Raw genomic sequence first — 12,528 nt, 5'->3', positions numbered from 1 at the left:
CCTTCCCCCTCCCCCTCTCCCCAACGCAAGGGAACCCACCGTGACCAGACTCAGCGTCGAGATGCTGGCAGCGGACGCACCCGAGCCGATCACCTCGGCCGGCCACGCTCAGCTGGGCATCGCCGTTCTGGCGGGCATCGCCGTCATCGTCCTGCTCATCACGAAGTTCAAGCTGCACGCCTTCCTGTCGCTGACCATCGGGTCACTGGCGCTCGGCGCGATCGCCGGGGCGCCGCTGGACAAGGTGCTGCTCAGCTTCAGCGCCGGCCTCGGCTCCACGGTCGCCGGCGTCGGTGTGCTGATCGCCCTCGGGGCGATCCTCGGCAAGATGCTCGCCGACTCCGGCGGTGCCGACCAGATCGTCGACACCATCCTCGCGAAGGCCGGCGGGCGGTCGATGCCGTGGGCGATGGTGCTGATCGCCTCCGTGATCGGGCTGCCGCTGTTCTTCGAGGTCGGCATAGTGCTGCTGATCCCGGTCGTGCTGATGGTCGCCAAGCGCGGCAACTACTCGCTGATGCGCATCGGCATCCCGGCGCTCGCGGGTCTGTCCGTGATGCACGGCCTGGTGCCGCCGCACCCCGGTCCGCTGGTCGCGATCGACGCCGTCGGGGCCGACCTCGGCGTGACGCTGGCGCTCGGCGTTCTCGTCGCCATCCCGACGGTGATCATCGCCGGGCCGGTGTTCTCGAAGTACGCGGCCCGCTGGGTCGACGTCCCGGCCCCCGAGAAGATGATCCCGCAGCGCGCCTCCGAGGACCTCGAGAAGCGTCCCGGCTTCGGCGCCACGCTCTTCACCGTGCTGCTCCCGGTGATCCTCATGCTCGCCAAGGCCCTGGTCGACATCGTCGTGGACGACCCCGAGAACCCGGTGCAGCGTGTCTTCGACGTCATCGGCGCCCCGATGATCGCCCTGCTCGCCTCCGTGCTGGTCGGCATCTTCACGCTGCTGCGACCCGCCGGGTTCTCCAAGGAGCGGATCTCGCCGCTCGTCGAGAAGAGCCTCATGCCGATCGCGGGCATCCTGCTGATCGTCGGCGCGGGCGGCGGCTTCAAGCAGACGCTCATCGACACGGGCGTGGGGCAGATGGTCCTGGACATCTCCGAGAACTGGGCCATCCCCGCGCTGCTGCTGGCCTGGCTGATCGCGGTGGTGATCCGGCTCGCGACCGGTTCGGCGACGGTGGCCACGGTCTCGGCGGCCGGTCTGGTCGCCCCGCTGGCGGCGGACATGTCCACCACGCACGCCGCGCTGCTCGTCCTGGCCATCGGCGCCGGTTCGCTGTTCTTCAGCCACGTCAACGACGCCGGCTTCTGGATGGTGAAGGAGTACTTCGGGCTGAGCGTCGGTCAGAACATCAAGACCTGGTCCGTCATGGAGACGATCATCTCGGTGGTCGCCGGCGGTCTGGTCCTGCTGTTGTCCCTCGTGATCTAGGAGCGCCACGGCGATGACGGCTCATCCCCTCTTCGACATCGGCGGCCGCACGTCCCTGGTCACCGGCTCCAGCCGGGGCGTCGGACTCGCGCTCGCGCGCGGTCTGGCGGAGGCCGGCTGCACGGTCGTGCTGAACGGACGTGACGAGGACCGGCTCGCCGAGGCCGCCGCCGGGATGCCCGGCGACCGGGTGCACACGGCCGCGTTCGACGTGACCGACGGATCCTCGGTGACCTCGGGGGTCGCCGAGGTCGAGGAGCGGGTGGGCCCGCTCGACATCCTCGTCAACAACGCGGGCGTGCACCTGCGCGCCACGCTGCTGGAGTTCGGGGAGTCCGACTGGCACCGGATCCTGGACACTGGCGTTCCGTTTCGACGGGGAGTTCGACGAGGCGTTGACGCTGCCGGCCGGGGAGCCGGCGTTCGACGGGCTGATCAGTGCGGTGGTTCCCGTGGGGGAAGCCGCGTCCGCTTTCGCCCTGGCCGGTGATCGGAGTCGGTCCTGCAAGGTGCTGTTGGGTTTCGCCCCGGCGCCATGGACCTGACCGTCGGTGCGCGGGTGCGGGTGTGTTGTGGTTGTTCGCGCAGTTCCCCGCGCCCCTGAGGCATGAGAACTACGGGCGCCACAGGGGGTGCTCCTGCTTCGCCCACTCTCTGCTCACCCGGCCCGTGCGCATGCCTCTCCTGGATTCCGGGTCCGCCAGGGCCATGCCGATGTGGCCTGCCAGGACGATGCCGATGGTGAGGGCCAGCCAGTCGTGGACGAAGGTGGCGCTGGTGCGCCAGAGCAGGGGGGTGAGGTGGGTGAACCACATCATCAGGCCCGTGGCGAGCATGACCAGCGTGGCGCCGGCGATCCAGGCCGTGTAGAGCTTCTGGCCGGCGTTGAACTTGGCCGCGGGGCGGGACGAGCGGCGTTTGTCGCGGTGCAGGGCGGCGCGCAGCCAGGTGCGGTCGTGCGGGCCGAAGCGGTTGAGGCGGCCGAGGTCGGCGCGGAAGGCCCGGGAGGCGAGGGCTGCCAGGACGGGGACGGGCAGGGCGAGTCCGGCCCATTGGTGCAGGGTGACGACCAGGGCGCGGCGGCCGACGAGTTCGGCGAGCTGGGGGACGTAGAGGCAGGCCGCGGTGAGGACGCAGACGCCCATCAGGGCGGCAGTGGTGCGGTGGGTCCAACGCTGCAGCGTGGTGAAGCGGCGCACGTCGGCCGTGTCCGGCGGGGTGTCAGCTCGTAGGGTCATCGTCGCGTCCGTTCGAGCGGCCCACCCAGGCGTCGACGTCGTAGCCGCGCTCCTCCCAGTAGCCCGGCCGGACCTCGTCGGTGACGGTGATGCCGGAGAGCCACTTGGCGGACTTGTAGAAGTACATCGGCGCCACGTAGAGGCGGACCGGACCGCCGTGGGAGTGGCCGAGGTCCTTGTCCTGCATGCGCAGGGCGACCAGGACGTCCGCGCGGCGGGCCTGGGCGAGCGTGAGGCTCTCGGTGTACGTGCCGTCGAAGCAGGTGAAGCGGATGGCCCTGGCCGTGGGGCGGACCCGGGCCGCGTCCAGGATCCGGGAGAGGCGGACGCCCTCGAAGGGGGTGTCGGGGACGCGCCAGCCCGTGACGCACTGGACGTCGCGGACCATGCGGGTCTGGGGCAGGGCCTTGAGGTCGTCGAGGGTGTAGGTCGTGGGGCGCTCGACCAGGCCGTCCACGGTGAGCCGGTAGCTGCGGGCGTCCTTGCGCGGGACGGACGAGGCGACCGAGTAGTAGCGGAAGCCGCCGCCGTTGGGGAGCAGGCCCGTCAGGCCGGTGGGGTCCTTGTCGGCCGCGCCGCCGAGGAAGCGCTCCAGGCCGCGTTGCAGCGGGGGCGCGGCGACCACGCCCGCGGCGCCCAGGGCGAGGGTGCCGAGGAAGACGCGGCGGCCGATCGGGGTGCCCCGCTCTTCGGGGTGCTCGTCGTTCACACCCTCATGTACGTCCTCGTTCACGTACTCATTCGAACACCCGCGGTCCCGGCAGGACAGGGATCGCGGGTGTTCGTCAGACTTCCGTCACCACTTCTTGCCTGAGCCGCGTCAGGAGGAGGCCGCCTTGTCGAGCTGGAACGCCTCGTTGCCGAGGCCGATCCGGGCGTGCTTCTCGGGGGCGCGGGCGCGCAGCACCAGGCCGAGGACCACACCGGCGAGTGCCGCGAGGCCGATGATGCCGGGCAGCACCCAGCTCAGCGAGGAGCCGGGTCCGGCGCCGACCAGCACCTCGAAGTCCTTCACCGTGTAGCCGGCGATCACCAGCAGGGCGATGCCCGCCAGCGCGGACGTGACCAGCCGCCAGGCCTGGGCGCCGGCGGCGCCGCGGCGGACGAAGAAGACGACGACGGACAGGGACGCAGCCGCCATCAGCACGATCACGCCGAGGGCGCCGATGTTGCCGAACCAGGTGAACAGGTGCAGGACGGGCGCGGTCGGGTCGCCGGCCGGCTTGTCGTCGCCGACGGCGAAGGCGGCGACGACCACCACGGCCACGACGGTCTGGAGCAGCGAGCCGGTGCCCGGGGCGCCGCTGCTGCCGCTGGTGCGGCCGAAGGCGGCCGGCAGCAGGCCCTCGCGGCCCATGGCGAAGGCGTAGCGGGCGACGACGTTGTGGAAGCTGAGCAGCGCGGCGAACATGCCGGTGACGAACAGGACGTGCAGGACGTCGGTGAAGGTGCCGCCCAGGCGGGACTCGGTGAGGAAGAACAGCAGTCCGGCGCTCTGCTTCTGGGACGTGCCGACGATCGCGGAGGGGCCGGTGGCGACGGTGAGGGCCCAGGAGCTCAGCGCGAAGAAGACGGCGACCCCGCCGACCGCGAAGAACATCACCCGCGGCACCAGCACGTGCGGGCGGCTGGTCTCCTCGGCGTAGACGGGGGCCTGCTCGAAGCCGAGGAAGGCGGCGATGCAGAAGCACAGCGCGGTGCCGACGCCCGCGCCGGTGAGCGTGTCGGGGTTGAAGGCGTGCAGCGACAGGCCCTCCTTGCCGGGGTCGGTGAGGGCGGCGACATCGAAGATCACGACGAGGAGCACCTCGATGACCAGCAGCACGCCGAGCACGCGGGCGTTGACGTCGATCTTCAGCCAGCCGAGCAGCCCGACGGCGAGCGCGGCCACGAGGGCCGGTATCCACCAGGCGATCTCCACGTCGGCGTAGGTGGCGAAGAGCCCGGAGACCTCGAAGCCAAAGATGCCGTAGATGCCGACCTGGAGCGCGTTGTAGGCGACGAGTGCGACCAGGGCGGCGCTCGCGCCGGCGGTGCCTCCGAGGCCGCGGGAGATGTACGCGTAGAAGGCGCCCGCGTTGTGGACGTGGCGGCTCATCTCCGCGTATCCGACGCTGAACAGGATCAGGACGACGCCGAGGACGACGAAGAGCAGCGGCTGGCCGACGATGCCCATCACCGCGAATGTGGTGGGCATGACACCCGCGACGACCATGAGCGGGGCGGTCGCGGCGAGGACGGAGAGCAGCAGGCCCCCGGTGCCGAGCCGGTCGGCGCGCAGGGCGCGCTCCTGCCCCTTGAACGTACTGATGCCGTCGGCGGCGGGCGGGCTCGTTCTCGAACTGTCCGTGGTCATCGGGGGTGCGTCCTCACTCTTCGGGTCGGGGGGTCAGGCCGTGCCGAGCGCGCCGGCGCGGGCGGCGGCGAAGGCGGTGTGCGGGTCGCGGTCCGGGTACGACCAGGGCGCCGGGGTGGCGTGGGGGCCGATCCGGTGGAACAGGGCGGCCGCCTCGGCGCCCCGCCCCTCGCAGAACTTGGCGTGGGCGAGGAAGTTCAGGTCGATCAGCCGCCGCGGGTGCCCCTCCAGCTCCCACTCCAGCCACCAGTCGAAGGCGGCCTTCATGACCTGCCGGGCGCGGCGGCCCGCCCAGTGGCCGGAGGCGGCCGGGTCGGCGGGTTCGTGCCCGGCGGCGGCCAGCACGCGGTACCGCTCGGCGTGCGCGATGACCGGCAGGATCGCGAGCGGGGAGTCGGCGGGTGCCTGTTCGGCGGCCCAGTTGGCGAAGTCGTAGACCTCGTGCAGCGGGTCCCGGCCCGCCTCGGTACGGCGGGCCGCGAGCCGGGCGACCATCAGATGGTGGGCGTGGTGGTGGTCGGCGTAGCGGGCGCGGACCGCCTCGAACCCGCGGACCACGTCCTGGTCGGCGCCGACCGCGCAGTCCAGCATGAGCAGGCCGAGCCAGGGGGTGGGGTCGGCGGGGGCCCGGGTCGCGGCGCTCTGGCAGGCCTCGCGGGCCTGGGCCGGTTTGGCCTTGCCGTGCAGGGCGCGCCGGACCTGGGCGAGGGCGAGCAGCACGGAGGCGTCGGCGGACTCGGGTTCGGCGAGCAGCCACTCGCGGGCCCACGCGGCGCAGGAGGACTCGCGGGCGAGGACGGTGACGCGGTGGCCGCGCCGGTCCCAGTCGTCCCCGGTGTGGACCAGGAGGGAACGGGCGTTCTGCCAGCGGCCCTGCGCCAGTGCGGCGCGGGCGGCCACGAGCTCGGCGTCGTCGAGGGCCTCGTCGAAGGCCTGCGCCGCACGTCTGCGGCCGCGGCCGAGGGGAGGCGGGGGTGGGGACACCGCGAACTTCCTCACGCGCTCTTCTTGTGTTCCGGCTCACGGCGACAGGGGGAGCGCGGATGTGCGCACTGCCATGAACTGACTACGCACAGCCAACCCCCAGCCAACGGTCGTCGTCAAGGGCCGCCAGGGCGTTACACGCGTCAACTGGCGCTACTTGTGAGGGAATTGTGATCCAGGAGGCGCGAGTGAGCAGTGTGACGGGCATCCGATTTTTCCGTTTCGCCCTTTGTGACGTACGTCATAGCGTGGGCTGCCGCCGCCCCCGACGATGGCATGACGTACGGGCGCGCCGGGCGGAGCCGGCCGGTACAGTCGGCCCCTACGCAACCGTGACCCGACCTGACGATCGAGGTACACCGCGTGTCGGTTCTAGTTCTGGCGCTCGCCCTGGGTGCCGCCTGCTGTCTGGGCTTCGGCTTCGTGCTCCAGCAGAACGCGGCCCAGCGGGCCCCGCTGAGCGACTTCCTCTCCTTCCGGCTGCTGCTCGACCTCGTGAAGGTGCCCCGCTGGCTCGGCGGCATCGCACTGATGGTGGTCGGCATGGGGCTGGGCGCCGCCGCCCTCGGGCAGGGCCAGCTGTCGCTGGTGGAGCCGCTGCTGGCGACCAACCTGCTCTTCGCGCTCGCGCTCTCCCGCAAACAGACCCGGCAGCCGCTCGGCCGTCAGGGCTGGGCGGGCCTCTTCCTGCTGGCGGGCGGCGTGACCGCGTTCATCGTGGCGGGCCGGCCGGAGGGCGGCGCCGCGACGGCCGACCCGGTGCGGCAGTGGCTGATCATCGGGGTCATGATCGGGCTCGCCCTGATCCTCACGACCCACGGCAAGCGGTCCCGGCTGAGCTCCGGCCCGGTGCTGCTGGCCCTGGCCGCCGGGCTGCTCTACGGCGTGCAGGACGCGCTGACCAGGGTCAGCGGGCAGAAGGTCGCCGACGGCGGCTTCGCCGAGCTGCTCACCGGCTGGGAGCCGTACGCGGTGCTGGCACTGGGCGTCACGGGGCTGGTCCTGGTGCAGAGCGCGTTCGAGACCGCGTCCCTGCGCAAGTCGCTGCCCGCCCTGACCGCGGCCCAGCCGCTCGCCGGGATCGTCTGCGGCGTCGGCTTCCTGGGCGACCGGCTGCGCACCGACGCGGTGGCCCTGAGCTGGGAGGCCGGTGGTCTGCTGGCCGTGGTCGCCGGAATCGTGCTGCTGGGTCTGCATCCGGCGATGCCGCAGGGAGCACCGGAGCGTGCCCGGGTGGCCACGCCCGCGGTCAGCCCGGCCTCGCCCTGACGGGCTCCGCGCCGTCCCGGAGTGCGTGTCCCGCTTGGCCACCCGGTTTGCGTGTCCTGCTTGGATCGAGGGCATGAGCGCTGCTGACGAGATCCTCGACATCGTCGACGAGAACGACCGGGTCGTCGGGCAGTGCCCGCGCGGCGAGGTCTACGCCCGGGGGCTGCGCCACCGCTGCGTGTTCATCCAGGCCCGGGACGCCGAGGGCCGGATCTTCGTGCACCGGCGCACCCCGACCAAGCTGGTCTTCCCCTCCCTGCACGACATGTTCGTCGGCGGAGTCGTCGGCGCGGGCGAGTCCTACGACACGGCGGCCCTGCGCGAGGCCGAGGAGGAGCTGGGCGTGAGTGGCCTGCCGCAGCCGCGGCACCTCTTCACCTTCCTCTACGACGACGGCGCCGGCCGTACCTGGTGGTCGGCGGTCTACGACGTCCGCTGCGAGCTCCCGGTGCGGCCGCAGGCCGAGGAGGTGGCCTGGCACGACTTCCTGCCCGAGGCGGAGGTCGAGCGACGGCTGACCGACTGGGAGTGGGTGCCGGACGGGCTGGCGGCGTACGAGCGGCTCAAGGCGTTCCGGTCGGCCGGCTGAGGCGGAGGCGGACCGGACGCCCGGGTAGGGTCGCGCACGTGATCGAGTTCGTACGGAACGTCCGGTTGTGGTTCGCGCCCGAGGAGGTCCGGGAGGACGGTGAGACGCCCGACTACCGGTTCTCGCTGGCGAACGAACGCACCTTCCTGGCCTGGCTGCGCACCGCGCTCGCGCTGATCGGCGGCGGCTTCGCCGTGGACCAGTTCCTGCCGGACCTGCGCTGGGCCTGGCGGGTCGGGCTGGCGCTCGCGCTGCTGGCCGCGGGCGTGCTGTGCTCCCTGCGGGCGGTCAACCACTGGGTGCGCTGCGAACGGGCCATGCGCCGGGGTGAGGACCTGCCGGTGTCCCGGTTCCCGGCACTGCTGAGCCTGGTCGTCGCGGTCGTGGCGGTCGCCATGGTCGTGGTGGTGCTCGTGGGGTGGGAGGGGTGAGCGCCCCGGCGCCCTGCCGTGGGGAGCGAGCGGTGAGCGCCCCGGCCGCCCGGCCCCGAGACCTCGACCGCGACCCCGGAGTGCGACTTCTGAGGACCCGGCGCACGACGCCGACGGACACGGGCGGCGTCGAACTCACGGGGAGCGGGCGGTGAGCGCCCCGGCCGCCCGGCCGCGGGACCCCGACCGCGACCCCGGACCGAGGCCCATGAGAACCCGGCGCACTACACCGACGGAAACCGGCGGCGCCGCACTCGCAGGGAGCGAGCGGTGAGCGCCCCGGCGCGCCGGCCGCGGGATCCCGACCGCGACCCCGGGTTGCAGCCCGAGCGCACCCGGCTCGCGTGGCGGCGGACGACGCTGTCGGGGACGGTCGTCGCCGTGCTCGCGGTGAAGACCGTGCTGCACGGTGGGGCGTCGGCGGCCGGGGTCGTGGCGTGCGCGCTGTGCTGTGTGCTGTGGCTGGGCCTCCTGCGCGTCGCCCACCGGCGCATCCACACCCTCTCGACCGCCCCGAGCCCCGCCGCGTTCGCCCCCCGGCACGCGGCGGCCGCGGTGCTGTGCACGGTGGCGCTGGCGGTGTGCGGGGCCGCCCTCGTGCTCTAGGGCGGCTCGCCCGCTCAGGCGTCCTCGCCCTCGCTCTCCCGGTCCACCGTCACCACGATCTTGCCGCGGGTGCGGCCCTCCTGGTTCAGCCGGTGCGCGTCCGCCGCCCGCTCCAGGGGGAACGTCTTGTCGACGTGCACGCTCACCACGCCCTGCTCCGCCAGGTCGGCAAGGTGCTGCAGGTCCTGCGCGTCGGGGCGGACGAAGTAGTAGCGGCCGCCGTATTTCACGACGTCGATGTCGGTGATCGACGTCAGGCGGCCCTCGGGGGCCAGCAGGTTCGCCGACACCTTCAGCGCGTCCCCGCCCACGGTGTCGAACACCGCGTCCACCCCCTCCGGGGCCAGCCCGCGCACCCGCTCGCCGAGCCCCTCGCCGTACGCCAGCGGCTCCCCGCCCAGGCCCCGCACGAAGTCGTGGTTGGGCTCGCTCGCCGTACCGATCACCCGGGCACCGAGATGGACGCCGAGCTGCACGGCGATCGAGCCGACGCCCCCGGCCGCGGCGTGCACCAGGACGGTCTCGCCCCGCTTCACCTGGAGCACCTTGTTCAGCACCTGGTAGGCGGTGAGCCCGACCAGCGGCAGCCCGGCCGCCTCCTCGAAGGAGAGGTTGCGCGGCTTGCGGGCGAGGGTGCGCAGCGGCGCGGCCACGTACTCGGCGAAGGTGCCGCGGGAGAGGAAGTCCTCGCGCACGTACCCGATGACCTCGTCCCCGGCGTCGAACTCCGAGACGGCCACGCCGGGCCGTACGACGACACCCGAGACGTCCCAGCCGGGCACCACGGGGAAGACGGGGGCGAGGATCCCGTCGAGGTACCCCTCGCGGGCCTTCCAGTCGACGGGGTTCACGGCCGCCGCCCGCACCTTCACCAGCACCGAGTCCGGGCCGACCTTCGGATCGCGCACCTCCCCGTACGCCAGTACCTCGGGTCCGCCGTACCGTGAGTAGCTGATCGCCTTCATGGCTCTGACCTTCCGGGCTCGTCGGGCGCCACGCAAGCCGGATGGCCTGAACGAACCGGCCGAAACCTCCCCGGTCGGCCCGTGTGAAGAGCCGTCGGCCTATCGTGGCTCCGATCACGTTTCGCCCCCGCTCTGGACGACATACCGACCGGTCGGCATCATGAGTCGGGTACTGTCCACCCCGCCCGTAGGAGCGACGCATGAGCCCCGACCACCCGCCCGGACTCGATCTCGACCGGTTGCGCGGCCTGCTCGACCGCGAGCGGCCCGGCCTGGTGACCGGCCCGCTGTCCGGCCGGCTGATCGAGGGCGGACGGTCGAACCTCACCTACGCGGTCTCCGACGGTACCTCCCGGTGGGTCGTCAGGCGGCCCCCGCTCGGCCACGTCCTGGCCACCGCGCACGACATGAAGCGCGAGCACCGGGTGATCAGCGCGCTGCACCCGACCGCCGTGCCGGTGCCGAAGCCGGTGCTGCTGTGCGAGGACGAGGAGGTGCTCGGATCGCCGTTCTACGTCATGGAGTTCGCCGAGGGCACCCCTTACCGCACCGCCGACCAGCTACTCCCGCTCGGTGCGGAGCGGACCCGGGGCGCGGTGCTGAACCTGGTCGACACGCTGGTGGAGCTGCACGCGGTCGACCCGGGCGAGGTGGGTCTCGCCGACTTCGGCCGGCCCGAGGGCTTCCTGGACCGGCAGCTGCGGCGCTGGGGCAAGCAGCTGGACGCCTCGCGCAACCGCGACCTGGACGGCATCGACGAGCTGCACGCCGCCCTCGGGCGCGAGCTGCCCGACTCCCCCGCCCCGGCCGTCGTGCACGGCGACTACCGGCTCGACAACGTGCTGATCGGCGAGGACGACCAGATCAAGGCGATCCTCGACTGGGAGATGTCGACGCTGGGCGACCCGCTCACCGACCTCGGCCTGCTGGTCATGTACAGCATGCCGCTCGGCATGCCCGAGTCCCCCGTCTCCACGACCGCCGAGGCGCCCGGGCACCCGGCGCCGTCGGAACTCATCGAGCGGTACGCCGCGCGCTCGGGGCGCGACGTCTCGGCGGTCTCCTGGTACACGGCGTTCGCCTGGTTCAAGCTCGCCGTGATCCTCGAGGGCATCCACTACCGCTACACGCTGGGCCAGACGGTCGGACAAGGCTTCGACCGCATCGGCGACCTCGTCCCCGTCTTCGTCCGGCACGGGCTGACCACGCTCCACGAAGGCCTCCAGGAGGGCTGATCCACATGGACTTCGCTTTCGACGCGCGCACCGAAGAGCTGCGCGCCAAGCTCCTCGCCTTCATGGACGAGTACGTCTATCCCGCCGAGGCGGTCGCCCACGAGCAGCGCGAGCAGCTCGCCTCCCCGTGGGAGAACGTGCCCGTGGTGGAGGAGCTGAAGGCCGAGGCCCGCAGGCAGGGCCTGTGGAACCTCTTCCTGCCGGACTCCGAGTACGGCGCCGGGCTCACCAACCTCCAGTACGCGCCGCTCGCCGAGATCATGGGCCGTTCTCCGCAGCTGGCGCCGACCGTGACGAACTGCGCGGCGCCCGACACCGGGAACATGGAGGTCCTCACCCAGTTCGGCGACGAACAGCAGCGCAAGCAGTGGCTGGAGCCGCTGCTGGCCGGCGAGATCCGCTCGGCGTTCGCGATGACCGAGCCGGACGTGGCCTCCTCCGACGCCACCAACATCACCACCCACATCGAGCGGGACGGCGACGAGTACGTCATCACCGGCCGCAAGTGGTACATCTCCGGGGCGATGCACCCCGACTGCAAGATCTTCATCGTGATGGGCAAGACCGACCCGGACGGGGAGGACATCCGCCGCCAGCAGTCGATGGTGCTGGTGCCGCGCGACACCCCGGGCGTCACCGTCAAGCGGGCCATGCAGGTGTTCGGGTACGAGGACCACTACCACGGCGGTCACGCCGAGGTGATCTTCGACCACGCGCGCGTGCCGGCGTCGAACCTGATCGGCGAGGAGGGCGGCGGTTTCGCCATCGCGCAGGCGCGGCTCGGGCCGGGGCGGATCCACCACTGCATGCGGCTGATCGGCATGGCGGAGCGGGCCATCGAGCTGATGTGCCGACGGGCGGTCTCCCGGACCGCGTTCGGGAAAACGCTGGCTCAGCAGGGCGTGGTCCACAACTGGATCGCGGACGCGCGGGTGACGGTGGAGCAGCTGCGGCTGCTGGTGCTGAAGACCGCGTGGCTGATGGACACGGTGGGCAATCGCGGTGCGCACACCGAGATCCAGTCCATCAAGATCGCCACGCCTCGGGCGGTGGTGGACATCCTCGACCGGGCGATCCAGCTGCACGGTGCCGGCGGGGTGAGCCAGGATCTTCCCCTCGCGGAGCTGTACGCGGGGGCGCGGACGCTGATGATCGCGGACGGGCCGGACGAGGTGCACCAGCGGTCGCTGGCGCGGCGGGAGCTGAAGCGGTACATGTGACGCGGCGCGGACGGCCGGGGCGGTGGGGCTTCCCCGGCGCCCCGCCGTCCGGGCACCCCGGCCGTCCGACGTCCCGGCGCCCCGCCGTCCCGGCACTCCGGCGGTCCCGGCACCCCGGCGTCCCGGCGCCCCGCCGTCCCGGCGCCCTGGCATCCCGGCCGTCCCGGCGCCCCAGCACCCCGCCGTCCCTGCAGCCC

12 protein-coding genes and 1 pseudogene are annotated in these 12,528 nt (G+C 72.4%); 8 read left to right on the top strand and 5 right to left on the bottom strand.

Annotated elements, in window-relative coordinates; all coding sequences use genetic code 11:
- The first annotated feature begins 40 nt into the window (after positions 1-40).
- Together K4G64_RS35005 and K4G64_RS35000 are read left to right on the top strand one after the other, a co-directional pair.
- On the top strand, positions 41-1,438 hold the full coding sequence (locus K4G64_RS35005) for a gluconate:H+ symporter (RefSeq protein ID WP_221759926.1): 1,398 nt from the start codon (positions 41-43) through the stop codon (positions 1,436-1,438).
- Positions 1,439-1,451: 13 nt separating this feature from the next.
- Positions 1,452-1,853: pseudogene (locus tag K4G64_RS35000) on the top strand (SDR family NAD(P)-dependent oxidoreductase); the annotation flags it as partial.
- A gap of 199 nt (positions 1,854-2,052) precedes the next feature.
- Here K4G64_RS35000 and K4G64_RS34995 read toward each other — a convergent pair.
- The 4 genes from K4G64_RS34995 to K4G64_RS34980 form a co-directional block, all read right to left on the bottom strand.
- On the bottom strand, positions 2,053-2,676 hold the full coding sequence (locus K4G64_RS34995) for a cytochrome b/b6 domain-containing protein (protein WP_221759925.1): 624 nt from the start codon (positions 2,674-2,676) through the stop codon (positions 2,053-2,055).
- Positions 2,660-3,385, bottom strand: coding sequence for a molybdopterin-dependent oxidoreductase (locus tag K4G64_RS34990; protein WP_221759928.1), 726 nt, complete (start codon positions 3,383-3,385; stop codon positions 2,660-2,662). The genes K4G64_RS34995 and K4G64_RS34990 overlap by 17 nt, the downstream gene beginning before the upstream one ends.
- Before the next feature lie 111 nt (positions 3,386-3,496).
- Positions 3,497-5,032 carry an APC family permease gene (locus tag K4G64_RS34985; protein WP_221759924.1) on the bottom strand — a complete coding sequence of 512 codons (1,536 nt, stop codon included), beginning with the start codon at positions 5,030-5,032 and terminating at the stop codon, positions 3,497-3,499.
- A 33-nt stretch (positions 5,033-5,065) separates the two neighbouring features.
- Positions 5,066-6,016, bottom strand: coding sequence for a hypothetical protein (locus K4G64_RS34980; RefSeq protein WP_221759927.1), 951 nt, complete (start codon positions 6,014-6,016; stop codon positions 5,066-5,068).
- Positions 6,017-6,379: 363 nt separating this feature from the next.
- Between K4G64_RS34980 and K4G64_RS34975 the strand changes: the two genes are divergently transcribed.
- The 4 genes from K4G64_RS34975 (at position 6,380) to K4G64_RS34960 (ending at position 8,911) form a co-directional block, all read left to right on the top strand.
- The gene (locus K4G64_RS34975) at positions 6,380-7,285 is read left to right on the top strand and encodes a DMT family transporter (RefSeq protein ID WP_221759923.1); all 906 of its coding nucleotides are present in this window, start codon (positions 6,380-6,382) and stop codon (positions 7,283-7,285) included.
- A 73-nt stretch (positions 7,286-7,358) separates the two neighbouring features.
- Positions 7,359-7,874, top strand: a complete 516-nt coding sequence (locus tag K4G64_RS34970) for an NUDIX hydrolase (RefSeq protein WP_221759922.1) — start codon at positions 7,359-7,361, stop codon at positions 7,872-7,874.
- Between the two features lie 38 nt (positions 7,875-7,912).
- Positions 7,913-8,305, top strand: a complete 393-nt coding sequence (locus K4G64_RS34965; protein WP_190897568.1) for a YidH family protein — start codon at positions 7,913-7,915, stop codon at positions 8,303-8,305.
- A 270-nt stretch (positions 8,306-8,575) separates the two neighbouring features.
- The gene (locus tag K4G64_RS34960; RefSeq protein ID WP_221759921.1) at positions 8,576-8,911 is read left to right on the top strand and encodes a DUF202 domain-containing protein; all 336 of its coding nucleotides are present in this window, start codon (positions 8,576-8,578) and stop codon (positions 8,909-8,911) included.
- 14 nt (positions 8,912-8,925) lie between these two features.
- Here the strand turns inward: K4G64_RS34960 and K4G64_RS34955 are convergent, their stop codons facing one another.
- Positions 8,926-9,876: an NADP-dependent oxidoreductase gene (locus K4G64_RS34955; RefSeq protein WP_221759920.1), complete on the bottom strand. Its 951-nt coding sequence runs from the start codon at positions 9,874-9,876 to the stop codon at positions 8,926-8,928.
- A 200-nt stretch (positions 9,877-10,076) separates the two neighbouring features.
- On the opposite strand from K4G64_RS34955, the gene K4G64_RS34950 reads away from it, so the two are divergent.
- Positions 10,077-11,111 carry a phosphotransferase family protein gene (locus tag K4G64_RS34950; protein WP_221759919.1) on the top strand — a complete coding sequence of 345 codons (1,035 nt, stop codon included), beginning with the start codon at positions 10,077-10,079 and terminating at the stop codon, positions 11,109-11,111.
- A gap of 5 nt (positions 11,112-11,116) precedes the next feature.
- Positions 11,117-12,331, top strand: a complete 1,215-nt coding sequence (locus tag K4G64_RS34945; protein ID WP_221759918.1) for an acyl-CoA dehydrogenase — start codon at positions 11,117-11,119, stop codon at positions 12,329-12,331.
- Positions 12,332-12,528: the final 197 nt, after the last annotated feature.

The organism is Streptomyces sp. WAC04114, from assembly GCF_019733245.1.
Lineage (GTDB): Bacteria > Actinomycetota > Actinomycetes > Streptomycetales > Streptomycetaceae > Streptomyces > Streptomyces massasporeus_A.
Note: the sequence above shows the minus strand (reverse complement) of the source record. Positions and strands in the feature narration are given on the sequence as shown.

Bases quoted from the DNA above. Each gene is read 5' to 3' on its own strand.
- K4G64_RS34985 (WP_221759924.1), bottom strand. From the start codon at position 5,032: ATGACCACGGACAGTTCGAGAACGAGCCCGCCCGCCGCCGACGGCATC.
- K4G64_RS34950 (WP_221759919.1), top strand. From the start codon at position 10,077: ATGAGCCCCGACCACCCGCCCGGACTCGATCTCGACCGGTTGCGCGGC.
- K4G64_RS34995 (WP_221759925.1), bottom strand. From the start codon at position 2,676: ATGACCCTACGAGCTGACACCCCGCCGGACACGGCCGACGTGCGCCGC.
- K4G64_RS34945 (WP_221759918.1), top strand. From the start codon at position 11,117: ATGGACTTCGCTTTCGACGCGCGCACCGAAGAGCTGCGCGCCAAGCTC.
- K4G64_RS34955 (WP_221759920.1), bottom strand. From the start codon at position 9,876: ATGAAGGCGATCAGCTACTCACGGTACGGCGGACCCGAGGTACTGGCG.
- K4G64_RS34970 (WP_221759922.1), top strand. From the start codon at position 7,359: ATGAGCGCTGCTGACGAGATCCTCGACATCGTCGACGAGAACGACCGG.